Genomic DNA, 16113 nt, shown 5'->3' on the forward strand with positions numbered 1-16113 from the left:
TCCCGCGTCACGCGGCCGCGTTGCGGGCGTAGGCGACGAAGGCGGCCCAGGCGTCGGGGGTGAAGGTGAGGTGGGGGCCGGTCTTGTCCTTGGAGTCGCGGACGTGGACGGCCTCGGGGCACGCGGCGACCTCGACGCAGTCGTCGCCGGAGCTGCCGCTGTAGCTGGACTTGTGCCAGGTGACGGCGACCTCGACGCAGTCGCCTGAACTGCCGCTGCTGTAGCTGGACTTGTGCCAGGTCAGGTTCGAAGTGCTCATAGCGATCCTCGCATCCGCTGCAACAGGCTCACGGAATCCTCGGGGCTGAGAGCCTGTGCGCACATCCTGGCATAGCGCCGCTGGAGCACGCTGACCGCTTTCGGGTCGGAGATCAACTGCCCGCTCTCCTGGCCCTCGTTGTAGGCATACCAGCGGTTCTCCGGGGTTTCCAGCAGGCGCATAGGCCCGTCCGTACCGGCGTGCGTCTCCCGTACCAGCGGCATCACCTGCACCTCCACGTTCCGCAGCCGGGCGACCTCCAGCACATGGTCGATCAGGCCCCGCGTCACCTCGTCGCCGCCCATCCGCCGCACGAACTGGTGCTCCTCCACCACGAAGCTGAACGCCGTGTGCGACCGCTCCACGAGCAACCGCTGGCGTTCCGACCGGGCCGCCCACTGGGCCTCGATCTCCGCGTCGTCCAACGGCGGCAGCCGGTGCCCGAACAGCGTCCGCGCGTACGCCTCCGTCTGCAACAGCCCCGGGATCAGCCGGCACTCGTACGTATAGAGACTGACGGCCTCCCTCTCCAGCCGCGCCCACTCCCGGAACCACCGCGCCAGCCCCGGTTTGCGCACCACATGCGGCACTGACCGCCGCAGCGCACCCGTGTCCCCGAGCACCGGCTCCGCCCGCTCCACGAAGTCCTCCGGCGGCATCCGGCGGCCGACCTCGATCGACGCCACCATGTGCTTCGAGTACCGGACGTGCTTTCCTAGCTGCTCCCGGCTCAACCCCGCGTGCTCTCGCAGTGCTTGGACCACCGCGCCGAACGTCCGCATGCTGTCCGACGGCTCCGGCTCACCCACACCACCCGTACCTGCGACCATCTCCGCCACCTCCCGTTGCGTGTGACCATGCTCACGGAAGGTGACGAGTACTGTCCACTCTCTGCGTATGTACGCATACGGGTTGTACGCGCTTCGGCTTCTCACAGGGAACTCGCAAAATCGCGCCCGGCCGTGAACCGGACCGGCGCCCCGATACTGGGGCCATGAGCGGTGCGGCGGAGCGTAGTGCGGCGGGGCAGTCCGTTCTCGTGGTCGAGGACGATCCCGGGATCGCCGACATCCTGCAGATCACCCTGCGCTTCCACGGCTTCGCCGTGCGCGCCGCGCCCACCGCAGGGCGCGCGCTCGAACTCGCCCGCAGCCACGCCCCCGACCTCGTCCTCCTCGACGTCATGCTCCCCGACGGCAGCGGCTGGCAGGTCTGCCGCGAGCTGCGGGCGTACGGGGACGAGCCCGCCGTGATCTTCCTGACCGCCCGGGACGCGCCCGCCGACGTGCTCGGCGGGCTCGCGCTCGGCGGGGACGACTACATCACCAAGCCGTTCAACGTCGACGAGGTCGTCGCCCGGGTGCGCGCCGTGCTGCGCAGGACCCGGGGGCGGGCGCCCGCGGGCGGGGTGCTGCGGCACGGGGACGTGGAGCTGGACGAGGCGACGTTCACCGTACGGCGCGGGGGTGCGCCCGTGGAGCTGACGCCGACCGAGTACAACCTGCTGCGCCACCTCATGCGCAACGCCGGCCGCATCCTCACCAAGGAGCAGTTGCTGCGCAACGTCTGGCAGTTCGACACCGCGGTGGAGTCCACGGTCGTCGAGACGTACATCAGCTACCTGCGGCGCAAGCTCGACCCCCTCGGTCCGCCGCTCATCGAGACCCGCCGCGGCGTCGGCTACGGACTGCGCCCCGTAGGACCTTCGGACGGACCCGCCGGAGCTGCCGGGCCGCCGCCGTGAAGCGGTTCCCCCGTTCCCTCAGCAACCGGCTCTCCGTCACCAACGTCGTCATCCTCGCCGTCGGTCTTCTCGCCGCCGCCTGCGCCAGCCTCTTCGGTACGTACACCCTCCTCGTCGGCGAGGTCGACGCCACCGTGCGCCAGGGCCGCGACACCCTCGACTCGGGACCGCTCAGCGCCGTCGCCCTGGAGCGGGTGTGCCAGCTCGCCGAGACCTTCGGCGTCCGCGAGGACGAGGGCATCGCGGGCTCCGCCGAGGACGAGCCGTTCGTCCTCCTGGAAGCCACCGGCGAACTCCGGCCCACCTGTGTGCTCTTCGGCGGCAACGACCCGCGGCTCTCCCGCGAGATAGCCGACGCCGTCGACGACCCCGGCGCCCTCGCCGACTCCGGCGACCTCACCAGCATCGCCGCCGGCGGCCACCACTACCGCGCCGCCGTCGCCCGCCTCGACGACGGTTCGTACGCCATCAACACCACCCGCTACGACGGCGTGCGCAACGCCGTACGCAAACTCTTCGTCATGGAAGCCGTCTTCGGCGCCCTGCTCCTGCTGCTCCTCGCCGTCGTCTCCTCGCACGCCGCCCGCCGCCGGCTGCGCCCCCTGGAGGACATGGTCGAGACCGCGTCCGCGATATCCGAGGGCGACCTGTCGCGCCGCGTCGACACCTCGCCGCCGGGCGGCAGCGAGGTCGAGCAGTTGCGCGACGCGCTCAACGTCATGCTCCAGCAGGTCGAGGGCGCCATGGCCAGCCGGGAGGAAGCCGCCGCGCGGCAGCGGCAGTTCCTCGCCGACGCCTCGCACGAACTGCGCACCCCGCTGGCGACCGTACTCGGCTACCTCCAGCTCTACGACAAGGGCATCCTCGACGACGACGAGGCCGAACGCGCCCTGACCCGCGTCGGCGCCGAGGCCGAGCGCATGAGCCGCCTCGTCGACGAACTCCTCGCCCTCGCCCGCCTCGACCAGCACCCCGCCCGCGACCGCGCCCCCGTCGACCTCGCCGCCCTCGTCCGCGACGCCGCCGCCGACCTCCGCGCGCAGCAGCCGCACCGCCCCGTGACGGCCGACGCCGCGGCGCCCGCGGTCGTGGTCGGCGACGAGGCCCAGTTGCGCCAGGTCCTCGGCAACCTCCTCGCCAACGTACGTACCCACACCCCCGAAGACGCCGCCTGCACCCTCTCCGCCGCCACCGGCGACGGCGCCGCCGTCCTGCGCATCGCCGACACCGGGCCCGGCATGCGCCCGGAGGACGCGGCGCGCATCTTCGACCGGTTCTTCCGCGCCGACCCGGGACGCGCACGGGTCGCGGGCGGCAGCGGCCTGGGCATGTCGATCGTGCGGGCGGTGGTCGAGGCGCACGACGGCGAGGTCGCGCTCGACACCGCGCCCGGCGCGGGCATGGCCGTCACCATCCGGCTGCCGCTGCCCGACGCGCGGGTTGAGAGTTCGGTGTGAAGCGCCTGCGGGATCCCTGAGGGCCCTGGGTACGCCCCGGCCGCCGCGGTGACGCTGAAGTCCTCCACCCCGTGTCGCCGAGCCGAGGAGCCCCGCCGTGGCCGCACTGGCCCGATTCTGTTTCCGCCACCGCTTCGTCGTTCTGCTGCTGTGGGTGTGCGCCCTGCTCGGTACCGCCGTCGCCGCACAGGCCGCGGGCAGCCGCTGGGCCAACGACTTCGAGCTGCCCGGCACCGAGTCCGCCGAGGCGGTCGACCTGCTGCGCGCGTCTTTCCCGCAGACCTCAGGGGACACCGACAGCGTCGTCTGGCGGGCGCCGGAGGGCGCCTCGGTACGCGACCCGCAGATCCGCGCACGGATGACGGAGGCGCTGGCCGGCATCGCCGACGTACCGCAGGTCGGCCGGGTCGTCGGCCCGTACGCGCCCGAGGGCGGCGGGCAGGTCAGCGAGGACGGGCGGATCGCGTACGCGCAGGTGACGTTCACCGAGCAGGCCATGAACCTGGAGAAGGAGAACGTCGAGGAGGTCGTCGACACCGCGCAGGCCGCGGCCGGTGACGTCGAAGGACTCCAGGTCGAGCTGGGCGGCGAGGCGATCCAGGCGGTCGACGGCACGCCCGGCGGGCTCGCGGAGGTGACGGGCATCGTCGCGGCGGCGGTCATCCTGTCGATCGCGTTCGGCTCGCTGTTCGCGATGCTGCTGCCGATCGTCTGCGCCGTCTTCGGCATCGGTACGGGCCTGATGACGGTCACGCTGCTCAGCCACACGACGGACTTCGCCGAAGCCACCACCCTCCTCGGCAGCCTCATCGGCCTCGGCGTCTCCATCGACTACGCGCTCTTCATCGTGACCCGGCACCGCACGGGGCTGCACCGCGGCATGCCGGTGGAGGACTCCGCGGTACGGGCCCTGGACACCGCCGGGCGCGCGGTGCTGTTCGCCGGCGGGACGGTGTGCGTGGCGCTGCTCGGCATGATCGCGCTGGGCATCAGCTTCCTGAACGGGGTGGCGATCGCGGCGTCGCTCACGGTGCTGCTGGGCGTCGCGGCGTCGGTGACCCTGCTCCCGGCGCTGCTGGGCATCCTGCAGACGCGGGTACTCAGCCGCCGCCAGCGCCGCAGGCTGGCGGAGCACGGCCCGGAGCGCACGCCGGAGCCGGGTGACCCGGCGGCGGGGGAGCCCGGGGAGGCCGCCGGGCGGGCCGCCCGCTGGGCGCTGCTGGTGCAGCGCAGGCCGCGGCTGCTGGCGTCCCTCGCGGTCATCGTCATCGCGATCGTCTCCCTCCCGCTGCTCTCCCTCCGCCTCGGCACCACCGACCAGGGCAACCACCAGGAGTCCAAGACCACGCGCAAGGCGTACGACCTCCTCGCCGAGGGCTTCGGCCCGGGCTTCAACGGCCCGCTCCAACTGGTGGCGGAAACCCCCGGGAAGGCGGACACTCCCGCACTCAGCCACCTGATCACCCGCGTGTCACGGACCGAAGGCGTGGCAGAGGTGGGCACCCCCGCCCCGGCCCCGGACGGAAGGATCACGGTCGTCCAGGTCATCCCGGACAGCGCCCCTCAGGACGAGGCGACCGACCAGCTCATCGACCGGTTACGGGACAACGTCATCCCGGCGGCACAGGAGGGCACGTCACTGGACGTCCACGTCGGCGGGGTCACGGCGATCAACAAGGACTTCGCCTCCGTCATCACCGGCAAACTGCCCCTCTTCGTCGGCATCATCGTCGCGCTGGGCTTCGTCCTGCTGCTGGTCGCGTTCCGCTCGGTGGTGGTACCGCTGACGGCGGCGGTGATGAACCTGCTCGCCGCGGCGGCGGCGTTCGGCGCCCTGGTCGCGATCTTCCAATGGGGCTGGGGCAGCGACCTCTTCGGCCTCGGCCGCGAGGTGCCGATCACGGCGTTCCTCCCGGTCATCATGCTGGCGATGCTCTTCGGCCTGTCGATGGACTACCAGGTCTTCCTGGTCAGCCGCATGCACGAGGAGTGGGTCCACCACGGCGACAACGCCCGCGCGGTCCGCGTCGGCCTGGCGGAGTCCAGCCGGGTCATCAACGCGGCGGCGCTCATCATGATCTGCGTCTTCAGCGCGTTCGTCCTGAGCGGCGACCTGGAGGGCGTGATGGCGGGCATCGGCCTGGCCGGCGCGGTGGCCCTGGACGCCTTCGTGATCCGCACGATGCTGGTCCCCGCCCTCATGCACCTGATAGGCCCCGCCAACTGGTGGCTCCCCACCTGGCTGGACCGCCACCTCCCCCACCTGGCAGTAGAACCCCGCGACGACCCGGGTGGGGTGGAAGACGAGCCGGGCCGCCCCCAGGAACTCGCGAAGACGGGCGGGGGCCCGGCGTGATTCCGCCAACCTCTTCCGAATGTCACGGAGAGTAGTCGATTGGGCTCGTCCGGTGGTACTCTCGCCGCGAGAGTTTCTCCCTCGGAGGGGACATGGACACGAAGTGGGAAGCCGACCCAGAGGCATCGTTTGTCCGTCGGTTAGGGAAGTCGTCGCATGAACTCGGGCAGACCGCCGGTGAAGCAAGCTGCCCGGATGTGTGGGAGCTGGACAATGGGGATGTCGCTGTCATCGGCACCGACCTGACCACCGACTACAGGGGACGGCTCCCCGAGGGGGTCAGCGTCGACCCCGGCGAGCGTCTGGTGGTCATCCCGCGGGCGACGGTCATCGCGGCGAAGACGGATATCCCGGATGAGTAGCCTGCTCGACGGCGCGACGAGCGAGCGCATGCCCCTCGCCCCCTACTACGCCGACTTCGAGACGCACTACTGGCGCAGTGCCGACCTTGGGTTCTGGAAGCTGGAGCGGCAGCAGACCTTCCAGGAACCGGGCTACGACAGTTGGGAGGCGTTCGTCCGCGGCGACTGGAAGGAGTCCCTGCGCCTGCTGGACGCGGGGCGCGAGGAATTGACGCGGCGTCATCAGAGGGGCCGGGAGCACGGCTTCACCTCCCGACGGATCAGGGTGGTGGAGGAGCCGCTGAGCCCGTACATGCAGTGGGAACTGCACGCCCTGCGGGTCCGTGCGGAATCCGGCGGGCCGATTCACGTCATCGACGCGGACAAGATCGTGGAGTACGAGTCCGACGGCCCGCTGCCGGAGATCTACACCCTCGGTGAACGCGTGATGTACGAGGCCGTGTACGACGAACGGGGCATCCTGGAAGCTGCACGGAAGTTCGTCGATCGCGATCTCATCCTGCGCTGCCAGAGCTTCATCGAGGAGCTGTACAAGGCCGGGGAGCCCTTGCTCGACTGGTTCGACGGGCATGTCGCGCACCTGCCGCCTCCACCCGCCCAGACGTAGCGATGGGCGGTGACGGTACGCCGGGGCACGTCAACCGGGTCGGGGGCGAGACCGTCGCCCACGCCGTCGTCCAGGCCCGGGACATCAGCGGCGGGCTGCACCTGCATCAGCACGGGCAGGCGACGCCGGCCATCGTCCCGCATCAACTGCGCGGCGGCGTCGGGCACTTCGTGAACCGGTCCCGGGAGCTGGCCCGGCTGGACTCCCTCCTCGCGGAGGATGCGGCCCGGTCGCGTTCGTCGCGCGTGGCGGCCGGCAGCTCGAAGCCTCCTGAGGAACGTCCCAGCGGTACGGACCTACTCCGCGGGTGCGGATTCGGTGATCCACACGGGCCCGTCCGCGCAGTCCAGACGAGGCCCGTCGGCGGGGGCGAGACTGGTCCGCAGCACCTTCACGCGCCGTCCTCCTAAGACCGCGACCGGTCCCCGGCCAGGGCCGATGTACCGGTGCGTGCGTACCTGGTTGTGCACCTCGTGAGCGCTGCGCGCGGTGTCGACAACGGAGAACTCCTCCTCCATGAGCCCCGCGTAGGTCGCCCCACGGGCTGACTGCGGCTCACCGGCGGAGGGGTCCGCCGCCCGCTCCAGCGCGACGGCGAGCACCCGTCGGAGCGACTCCGCGAGCCGGGGCCACAGCGCCTCGGGCGTCGCGTCGTCCGGGATGGGGACCGAGCGCTCCTGGGCGAGGATGGGACCGGCGTCGAACTCCTCGTTCATGCGGTGGGCCGTGACGCCGAGCTTCGGATCACCGTTCCGGATCGCCCACAGCACGGGGGCGGGCCCGCGGTACTCGGGCAGCATCGAGCAGTGGACGTTGACGACGCCGTAGCGGGGGACCGAGAGAACGGCCGGGGGCAGCCGCCACGAGAAGCCGAAGCAGACCAGGAGATCGAGACCGTATCCGCCGAGGGCTGTCCCGAGCCCTTCGGAGCTTCCGGGAAAGAGCAGGTCGATCCCCGCGGGCAGCGCGGCGGTGATGCGCCCCGCGGTGTCGGCGGCGGCTGGATCGGTCGCCGATCTGGGGCGCATGGAACGGGAGTAGGCGTAGACGACGGGGGTGTGGCCGCCTTCCACGCAGACCTCGTGCAGGGTGGCGAACTCCCGGGCACCGAATGAGATCAAGCCGATACGCATGGCAACGCTCACCGAGGCAGCATAGCGAGGCACCAGGCCCCGGAAGGCGACTTCGGCGGTGGCCGGGGACGGGGAAACCTCGCCCGCGCAACGGAGCGGGGTGCTGCCCCTGTTGGGCTGCACCCCGGTCCGTAGTGGCGGTGTCGTGGTCAGACGGTCACCAGTTCTTCCTTCTGCTCCGGCCCCGCCTCCGCGGTCGGCTCCGGCTCCTCCGCCGGGTTGCGCTTCGGGAGGGCGAAGAGCAGGGCGTACACCACTCCCAGGATCGCGATCACCCACCACATCGCGTTCTCGAACGCCCCCGCGAACGCCGGGCCCGCCTCCTGCGGGGCCGTCGGCTCGTCCATCGCGCCGAAGAACACCACCGACACCAGGCCGAGACCCAGCGCCATCCCCAACTGGTTCGTCGTGTTGATCAGGCCCGACGCCGAGCCCGCGTGGCGGCGCGGGACGCCGGAGAGGACCGCGTTCGTCAGGGGGGCGAAGACCAGGCCCATGCCCGCGCCCAGGAGGGTCAGCGGCAGCGCCATCTGCCAGGTGGAGATCTCCGTGCCGTAGCGGTCGGACGCCGCCAGGTACAGCAGGGCTCCCGACACCATCATCACCGCGCCCCCGTGCAGCACCTTCCGCCCGAACCGCGGCGTCAGCTTCTGCACCGACATCCCCGCCGCCACCGAGCAGCCGAGCGAGAACGGCAGCCCCGTCAGGCCCGCGTGCAGCGCGCTCCAGCCGAGGCCGAGCTGCATGTACAGCGTCCACACCAGGAAGAAGATCCCCAGCCCGGTGCTGAAGGCGAGTTGCACCCCGATGCCCGCGGCGAAGCTCTTGACCCGGAACAGCGTCAGCTCGACCAGCGGCGAGCCGTCGGCGCGCTGCTTGCGCTTCTGGTACGCGACGAAGGCGGCGAACACCGGCAGGCTCGCGGCCATCGAGACGAAGCCCCACGCCGGCCAGTCGTTCTCGTGGCCCATGGTGATCGGGTACAGCAGCATCAGCAGCCCCGCGGTGGCCAGCAGCACCCCGCGCAGGTCCAGGCGCAGCGCGTCGGGTGCCGTCGACTCGCTGATGAAGCGGCGGCCGAGGATCAGGCCGGCGATGCCGACGGGCAGGTTGATGAGGAAGATGGGCCGCCAGGCCAGCCCGAACAGGTCCCACTCGGTGAGCAGCGCGCCGATCATCGGGCCGGACACCGCGCCGAGGCCGGCGACCGCGCCGAACATCCCGAAGACCTTGCCCCGTTCCTCCGCGGGGAACGTGACGTGGATGATGCTGAGTACCTGCGGCACCATCAGCGCCGCCATCGCGCCCTGCAGCACCCGCGAGCCCACGAGCATCGCCGGGTCGGCGGCGATGCCGCACAGCAGCGAGGCGACGGTGAAGCCGCCCATGCCGAGCAGGAAGACCCGCTTGCGGCCGTAGATGTCGCCGAGCCTGCCGCCGGTGATGAGGCCGATGGCGAAGGCGAGCGCGTACCCGGCGGTGATCCACTGGATCGCGCCGAAGGAGGCGCCGGTGTCCTCCCGGATGCTCGGGATGGCGATGTTGACGATCGTCGCGTCGACGAGGTCCATGAAGGAGGCCGTCAGCACGACGGCGAGCGCGAGCCACCGGCGGCGATCCGGTCCTGCCACAGAGGCGTTCTGGAAGGTCATAGCGGTAATCTAGGATCCGTATAGGACAGGTCATGTCCTAAAGGGAAGGCAGTCTGGAAAACATGACGACCGACACTCCCAAGCGGCTCCTGCACCTGCTCTCCCTCCTCCAGACGCCCCGCGAATGGCCCGGCAGCGAGCTGGCCGGCCGCCTCGGCGTCACCGACCGCACCATCCGCCGCGACATCGAGCGCCTGCGCGACCTCGGCTACCCGGTCGAGTCCGCCAGGGGCACCGCCGGCGGCTACCGCCTGGTGGCGGGAAAGGCCATGCCCCCGCTGCTCCTGGAGGACGACGAGGCCGTCGCGATCGCCGTCGGCCTGCGCAGCTCCGCGGGCCATACGGTCGCGGGGCTCGCCGAGGCGTCCGTACGGGCGCTGGCGAAGCTGGAGCAGGTGCTGCCGTCGCGGCTGCGCCGCCGCGTCGCGTCGCTCGGCACCGCCACCACCCCGCTGACCCGCTGGCAGGGCCCGCAGGTCGACGCCGAGGTGCTGACGGTGCTGGCCGCGGGCGCGGCGGGCGGCGAGCGGCTGCGCTTCGGCTACCGCGCGGCGGACGGCACCGAGACCAAGCGGCTGGTGGAGCCGGCCGGTCTGGTCGCGGCGGGCCGGCGGTGGTACTTCGTCGCGTACGACAACGACCGTGACGACTGGCGGATGTTCCGCGTCGACCGCATCACCCGCCCCTTCGCCACCGGCGTCCGCCCGCCGCGCCGCGAACTGCCGGCGGCGGACGCGGCGGCGTTCGTCGAGGACCGGATGGGCGGGGACCGGCCCCGCTACCGCGCCCGTGCGACGCTGCACGCGCCGTACAAGGAGCTGGCGCGCCGCCTCGCCGGTACGGAGGGGCTGACGCGGCTGGACGAGGGGCGCTGCGAGTTCGTGACGGAGGCGGACGCGCTGGACTGGCTGGCGCTCCGGCTGACCGCGCTGGGCTGCGAGTTCGAGGTGCACGAGCCGCGGGAGCTGGCGGAGTACCTACGGGCCCTCGCGGGCCGCGCGTCCCGAGCGGCGAGCGGGATGGGGGAGGGGACGGGGGAAGGGACGGGGGAGGAGTGAGCGGGGCAGGGGCGCGGGCTGCGGTGATCCGGTACGCGTGCGACCCGGCGGTCCCGAAGCGGGCTCCGGTCCCGCGGTCCGGCCCACACGCCTACCCCGGCCGCCGCCCCCCATCACCTCAGCCGTCGCCGTAGCGCCCGTGCCCGGCGTGCCACCCGCCGTACCGCCGGGCTCCGCGGCACGAACGCCAGCCGCTTCGGCACCCCGCCCGGCAGCCCCTCCACCGTCAGCCGGCGCCGCTTGAAGTACCGCCACGTGTCCGCGTCCAGCTCCGCCGCCAGCCACGCCTCGACCTCCGGCCGCCGCCGCGCGTAGATCCGCGGCTGCATCGTGAACCCGACCGCCGTCAGCAGCCCGCCCAGCGCCGCCTGCGCCTCCTCCGCGGTCGGCGCCCGCCAGTCGCGTACCGCCGCCGGGTCGTCCAGCGACGGCAGCAGCGCGTCGGCGATCGTGACCGGGACGCGGTTGCTGTTCTCGTACGGGGTCAGCCGCTCCAGCAGCGTGTCGGTGCCGACGCTCGCCACCGGCAGCCCGTACAGCGTCGAGGCGGTCATCAGCGCCGTGGAGAACGCGCCCGCGACCAGCGCCGGTTGCAGCCGCTCGTACAGCACCTCCGCCAGCACCGGGGAGTCGAGCACCGTCAGCGTCACGCCGAGGCTCTCCGCCTCCTGCTCCAGCAGCCGCGAGACCCGCGCCGGCGCCATCGGGTGCGGCTTGAACACCACGCTGCGGTGGCCCAGTCCGGCGGCCCCGCGCAGCATCCGCACGTGCAGCTCCTCTTCCTCCTCCGCCGTGAGGATCTTCAGCGCCGAGAGGTACTGGCCCAGGAGGAGTGCGGGCGAGGACCCTTCGGCGACTCCGGCGGCGGGCAGGTCGAGGTCGGCGGCGGCCGCCAGTTCGGCGAGCACCTTCTTCAGCTCCTCGGCCGGCACGATCTCCGGCGGCACCCCGAACTCCGTGAGCAGCATGGGCCGTACGCCCGGCAGCAGGTCGGGGTGGAGGAGCCGCTCGACGCGCGTGCCGACGAGGGAGGAGAGCTTGTTGCGGGTGGGGCCGTAGCTCATCAGGCCGTCGGCGTAGACGTGCAGGGCCGCGTCGGGGAAGAGCTGGACGAGCGCCCGCGCCGGGTTGACCTGGATCGACTCCACGACCAGCGTGAGCCGGTCGTCGCCCAGGCCCCACAGCAGCCGCAGGTGCCGCTCCCACAGCGGTACGTCCTCGGCGCGCGGCTCCCACGCGGCGGGGTGCAGCGGGCGGACGGCGTGGTTCCAGTCGCGTACGTCGTCGAAGCGGGAGCGCAGGTGCGCGAAGCCGGCCATGGCGTCGACGGCGGGGGTGGTCTCGGGGTTGGCGGCGTTGTTGGTGATCAGCAGGACGCGGCGGTCCGCGGCGGGGAAGAGGCCGGCGTCCAGGGCGGCGGCGAGGGTCGCGGTGCCGTAGAGGGTGGAGGCCACGAAGACCTGGGTGTGCCGGCCGGGCGCGTAGCGGATCTGCAACGGCGGATACGCGGACACGGGGGCCGCGTGGTCGGCCGCGGGGTCGGCCGCGCGGTCGGCGAAGGGGTCGGCGGACGGGGAGGTCATCAGACGGCCACCTCCGCGAGTACGCCCCGGCGGTAGAGCCGGCGCAGCAGTTCGGAGCGGTCGGTGTCCATGGCGTCCAGCACCTCCGTGAGTACGTGCTGGGGCATGCGCCGCAGCGCGTCGGCGCTCATCTCACGCAGCCTGCGGGCCACCGGCTTCTCGAACCGTTCGATGTTCTTCAGGTGGTGCGCGATGATCGCGCAGTAGTTCCGCACCGCCTTCGGCAGCAGCAGCTCCGCGTCCCGGTCCGCCGCCGTCTCCTCGACGACCTGGTCGAAGGCGCGCAGGAAGTCGAGCTGGCGGATATCGCCGATCTGGGTGAGGGAGTTCGCGACGCCGCGGCGGTAGAAGACGCCGAGCAGCCCGACGACCGCGAACGTACGGGCCTCGCGGTGCAGCCGCCAGATCCACGGCCGGTCCTCGGCCGTCCGCAGCCCGTCGGGGAAGTGCAGCAGGCCCTCGTCCAGCAGCCGGCGGTGGTAGATGCCGGCCCAGGCGTACGCGTAGTCGACGGACGTGGTGTGCGTCGCCGGCAGGATCGCGGAGCGCGGGTCCTGGACGACGCCGCGGCGGCCGTGCGGGACGCGGTGGATGGTGCGGGCGCGGGCGGCGCACTGCACGTGGTCGGTGCGGACGAAGTCGCAGTCCAGCTCGGTGACGGCCGCCAGCAGCCGGCGGTAGTGGCCGGGGGCGAGCCAGTCGTCGCCGTCGAGGAAGGTCACGTACCGGCCGCGCACGCGGTCGAGCCCGGTGTTGCGGGCGGTGGCCAGGCCGCCGTTGTGCTCGTGGCGTACGTGCACGGCGCCCGGCAGCTCGCGCGCGGCCTGCTCAAGCAGCTCGCCCGTGCGGTCCGTCGAGCAGTCGTCCACCAGGATGAACTCGGTGTCGGGTGCGGCGTTTGCGCGCAGGCAGGCCAGCGTCTCGGGCGCGTAGTCCTGCACGTTGTAGAAGGGAACGATCACGGAGAGTTGACGCATCCAGGCGATGCTAGGGGCCGCCCCGCGCCCGGGGCTTGCCCTGCCCCGACGCCGGCATGAACGCCGGGCGGCGGAATGGTGAACGCCGTCCCCCTGTGATCGGGTTCGCCGTTCGGCGGCGTGTTGTTAACCATTTGTACGGCCGGTGTTGGGCCATCGAGCGGAATGCCTCCCTACCGTCGGCGGCGTGCTCAACGACCCCCCGTCACAGCTTCGCACCGCTGTTCTCGCCGACTCGGACACCCGCTGGAAATGGGGCGCGCTCACCGCTCGCCGCATGGCCCCGGAGGCGGTGCTCGACGGGTACCTGCTGCACGGCAGGGCGACGCCCACGGCCCGCCAGCTCGCCGAGGTGGGCGTACCCGCGGACGCGATGAGGGAGGTCACGGCCGTCGAGTTCCTGGCCGCCGCCGACCCCGACCGCTACGACGTCGTGCTCCTCTCCTGCGTCGGCGGCACCGTGCAGGCGATGCTCCACGGCCTCGCCCGCGCCTGGCAGGGCGCCGAGCGCCGTCCCGCGGTCGTCACCGGCTACGTCGGCGTCGTGTACGAGAAGCTCTCCGACGGCCTCCTCCTGCGCAACGGCGCCGACATCGTGCTGGCCAACAGCCGGCAGGACGCCGAGCGCTTCCGCGCGGTGTACGAGGGCGTCGGCGCCTCGCCGAACAGCATCGTGGAGTGCGCGCTGCCGTTCCTCGACGGCGCGGCATACGACCCGGCGGCGCCCGGCGGCGACCGCCCGTACACCGTCGTCTTCGCCGTCCAGCCCTCCGTGCCCGACACCCGCGAGGACCGGCTGTACCTGCTGCGCCGCGCCGCCCGGCACGCCGAGCGGCACCCGGAGCGTGAGGTGCTGGTCAAGCTGCGCAGCCGGCCTGGCGAGCACACGACGCACATCGAAGAGGCCCCGTACCAGAAGCTCGCCCAGAAGCTGCCCGGCGGCCTGCCCGCGAACTGCAGCCTGGTCTACGGGAACATGGGCGAGGTCCTGGACCGCACCGACCTGCTCGTCACCGTCTCCTCCACCGCCGCGCTGGAGTCCCTGCACCGCGGCATCCCGACCGCCGTCCTGACCGACCTGGGCGTACGCGAGCCGCTGGGCAACCACCACTTCCTCGGCTCCGGCTGCCTCGCCTCCTGGGACGAGCTGGACGCCGGCCACCTGCCCAAGCCCGACCCCGTGTGGCTGTCCCGCCAGGGCGTCCCCGGCGCGGCCTCCGCCGAGCCGTACAACGCCGCCTTCGACCGCGCCAGGGCCCGGCTGACCACCCTGGTCGCCGACCCGCAGTTGCCGCCGCTGGCGCCGTACTACACCCCCGGGACCGCCGGCGGCTACCTGCCGCGGATCCTCGCCCGGCACGGCCTGGCCCCCACCGGCGAGCCGCTGCCGCAGGCCGCGGCCGTCGCCGAGCCGGGCCCGCTGCGCCGGTGGGCGCGCACGCTGCTGCGCAAGGCGGCGCGCGCCGCGTACCGGGGCGGAGTGCAGCGCATCGCGCCCCTCATCCGCCGCATGGGGGCGCTGTGACGTCCCTCGGCCGCTCGCATCAGCAAGGAGCCTCCATGTCCCAGCCCGAGTCCGCAGCCCGCGTGCTCGCGGTCATTCCGGCCCGCGGGGGGTCCAAGGGCGTCCCCGGCAAGAACCTCGCCCGTGTCGGCGGCGTGCCCCTGGTGGCCCGCGCGGTACGGCAGTGCCTGGCGGCCCGGCTCGTGACCGACGTCGTGGTCTCCACCGACGACGACACCATCGCCTCCGTCGCCCGCGAGGCGGGCGCCGAGGTGGTCCGCCGCCCCGCGGAGATCGCGGGCGACACCGCCTCCAGCGAGGCGGCGGTGCTGCACGCGCTGGACAGCCACGAGGAGCACTGCGGCGCGACGATGGCCGCGGTGCTGCTGGTGCAGTGCACGAGCCCGTTCCTGACCGGCGAGGACATCGACGGCGTCACGAGGGCGGTGCTCGCCGAGGGCGCGGACAGCGCACTGACGGTGGCGCCCTTCCACGGGTTCATCTGGCGGGACGAGGCGGACGAGGCGGAGGCCGCGGCCGTCGCCGAGACCCCCGCGGCGGCGAAGACCCCGGCGGTCGCGGAGGCCACCGCGGTCGCCAAGGCGGCGGCGACGGGTGCCGCGGCGGGCACGGCGACGGGTGCCGCGCCGACGAAGGTCGCCCCGGCCGTCGAAGCCGGCCCGGCCCAGGGGTACGGCGTCAACCATGACAAGTCGTACCGGCCCCGGCGTCAGGACCGGCCGCAGGATCTGCTGGAGACCGGTGCCGCGTACGCCATGCGCACGCCCGGGTTCCGGGAGCACCGCCACCGCTTCTTCGGCCGCACCGCCCCGGTGCGTACCGACGCCGCCCGCGTGCTGGAGGTCGACGAGCCGGACGACCTGACCCGCGCCCGCGCCCTGGCGCCCCTGCTCGACGTGCCGGGACCGGGGTCGCTGCCCACCCGCCGCGACGTCGACGCCATCGTCCTCGACTTCGACGGCACCCAGACCGACGACCGCGTCTACATCGACGCAGAAGGCCGCGAACTCGTCGCCGTCCACCGCGGCGACGGCCTCGGCATCGCCGCCCTGCGCCGCGCCGAGCTGAAGCTGCTCATCCTGTCCTCGGAAAAGAACCCGGTCGTCGCCGCGCGGGCACGCAAACTTCACCTCCCCGTTCTGCACGGGGTCGACCGTAAGGACATCGCACTGAAGCAGTGGTGCGAAGAGGAGGGCATCGCGCCCGAGCGCGTGCTCTACGTCGGCAACGACGTGAACGACCTGCCGTGCTTCGGCCTCGTCGGCTGGCCCGTCGCGGTCGCCGGCGCCCACGCGATCGTGCGGGACGCGGCGCGTGCGGTGACGTCCACCCCCGGAGGCGACGGAGCGATCCGCGAGATCGCCTCGTGGATCCTCGGTCCCTCCCTGTAGCCCGATCCC

General features: G+C 72.6%; 14 protein-coding genes. 8 read left to right on the forward strand and 6 right to left on the reverse strand.

Translation table 11 applies throughout. The features are described 5' to 3' along the window. Window positions 1-7: 7 nt before the first annotated feature. The gene (locus tag OG946_RS23190) at window positions 8-259 is read right to left on the reverse strand and encodes a DUF397 domain-containing protein (RefSeq protein ID WP_326797938.1); all 252 of its coding nucleotides are present in this window, start codon (window positions 257-259) and stop codon (window positions 8-10) included. Continuing rightward, window positions 256-1089, reverse strand: a complete 834-nt coding sequence (locus OG946_RS23195; RefSeq protein WP_326797939.1) for a helix-turn-helix domain-containing protein — start codon at window positions 1087-1089, stop codon at window positions 256-258. Before OG946_RS23195 ends, OG946_RS23190 begins: the two co-directional genes overlap by 4 nt. 164 nt (window positions 1090-1253) lie before the next feature. Here OG946_RS23195 and OG946_RS23200 point away from each other — a divergent pair, with 164 nt between their 5' ends. From OG946_RS23200 to OG946_RS23220, 5 genes are all read left to right on the forward strand, one after another. After that, on the forward strand, window positions 1254-2003 hold the full coding sequence (locus OG946_RS23200; protein ID WP_326797940.1) for a response regulator transcription factor: 750 nt from the start codon (window positions 1254-1256) through the stop codon (window positions 2001-2003). After that, window positions 2000-3460, forward strand: a complete 1461-nt coding sequence (locus OG946_RS23205; protein ID WP_326797941.1) for a sensor histidine kinase — start codon at window positions 2000-2002, stop codon at window positions 3458-3460. The genes OG946_RS23200 and OG946_RS23205 overlap by 4 nt, the downstream gene beginning before the upstream one ends. Window positions 3461-3557: 97 nt before the next feature. Beyond that, complete coding sequence (locus OG946_RS23210; RefSeq protein WP_326797942.1) at window positions 3558-5816, forward strand: MMPL family transporter; 2259 nt, start codon at window positions 3558-3560, stop codon at window positions 5814-5816. A gap of 92 nt (window positions 5817-5908) precedes the next feature. Beyond that, window positions 5909-6178 (forward strand): hypothetical protein, encoded by a 270-nt coding sequence (locus OG946_RS23215; RefSeq protein ID WP_326797943.1) that lies wholly within the window; start codon window positions 5909-5911, stop codon window positions 6176-6178. Further along, window positions 6171-6785 carry a DUF6879 family protein gene (locus OG946_RS23220; RefSeq protein WP_326797944.1) on the forward strand — a complete coding sequence of 205 codons (615 nt, stop codon included), beginning with the start codon at window positions 6171-6173 and terminating at the stop codon, window positions 6783-6785. Before OG946_RS23215 ends, OG946_RS23220 begins: the two co-directional genes overlap by 8 nt. Window positions 6786-7081: 296 nt before the next feature. Here the strand turns inward: OG946_RS23220 and OG946_RS23225 are convergent, their stop codons facing one another. After that, entirely contained in the window at window positions 7082-7930 is an 849-nt protein-coding gene (locus OG946_RS23225; RefSeq protein ID WP_326797945.1) for a methionyl-tRNA formyltransferase, read from the reverse strand. A gap of 137 nt (window positions 7931-8067) precedes the next feature. Continuing rightward, window positions 8068-9570 carry an MFS transporter gene (locus OG946_RS23230; protein ID WP_326797946.1) on the reverse strand — a complete coding sequence of 501 codons (1503 nt, stop codon included), beginning with the start codon at window positions 9568-9570 and terminating at the stop codon, window positions 8068-8070. Window positions 9571-9632: 62 nt separating this feature from the next. On the opposite strand from OG946_RS23230, the gene OG946_RS23235 reads away from it, so the two are divergent. Then, on the forward strand, window positions 9633-10628 hold the full coding sequence (locus tag OG946_RS23235) for a helix-turn-helix transcriptional regulator (protein ID WP_326797947.1): 996 nt from the start codon (window positions 9633-9635) through the stop codon (window positions 10626-10628). 113 nt (window positions 10629-10741) lie between these two features. On the opposite strand, the gene OG946_RS23240 is transcribed toward OG946_RS23235, so the two are convergent. Beyond that, window positions 10742-12211 (reverse strand): polysialyltransferase family glycosyltransferase, encoded by a 1470-nt coding sequence (locus tag OG946_RS23240; RefSeq protein ID WP_326797948.1) that lies wholly within the window; start codon window positions 12209-12211, stop codon window positions 10742-10744. After that, window positions 12211-13188: a glycosyltransferase family 2 protein gene (locus OG946_RS23245; protein ID WP_326797949.1), complete on the reverse strand. Its 978-nt coding sequence runs from the start codon at window positions 13186-13188 to the stop codon at window positions 12211-12213. The genes OG946_RS23240 and OG946_RS23245 overlap by 1 nt, the downstream gene beginning before the upstream one ends. A 187-nt stretch (window positions 13189-13375) precedes the next feature. On the opposite strand from OG946_RS23245, the gene OG946_RS23250 reads away from it, so the two are divergent. Both OG946_RS23250 and OG946_RS23255 read left to right on the forward strand, forming a co-directional pair. Continuing rightward, on the forward strand, window positions 13376-14713 hold the full coding sequence (locus tag OG946_RS23250; protein WP_326797950.1) for a DUF6716 putative glycosyltransferase: 1338 nt from the start codon (window positions 13376-13378) through the stop codon (window positions 14711-14713). 35 nt (window positions 14714-14748) lie between these two features. Further along, window positions 14749-16104, forward strand: a complete 1356-nt coding sequence (locus OG946_RS23255; protein ID WP_326797951.1) for an acylneuraminate cytidylyltransferase — start codon at window positions 14749-14751, stop codon at window positions 16102-16104. The last annotated feature ends 9 nt before the right edge of the window (window positions 16105-16113 follow it).

Source organism: Streptomyces sp. NBC_01808 (genome assembly GCF_035917395.1).
In the GTDB taxonomy this organism is placed as follows: domain Bacteria; phylum Actinomycetota; class Actinomycetes; order Streptomycetales; family Streptomycetaceae; genus Streptomyces.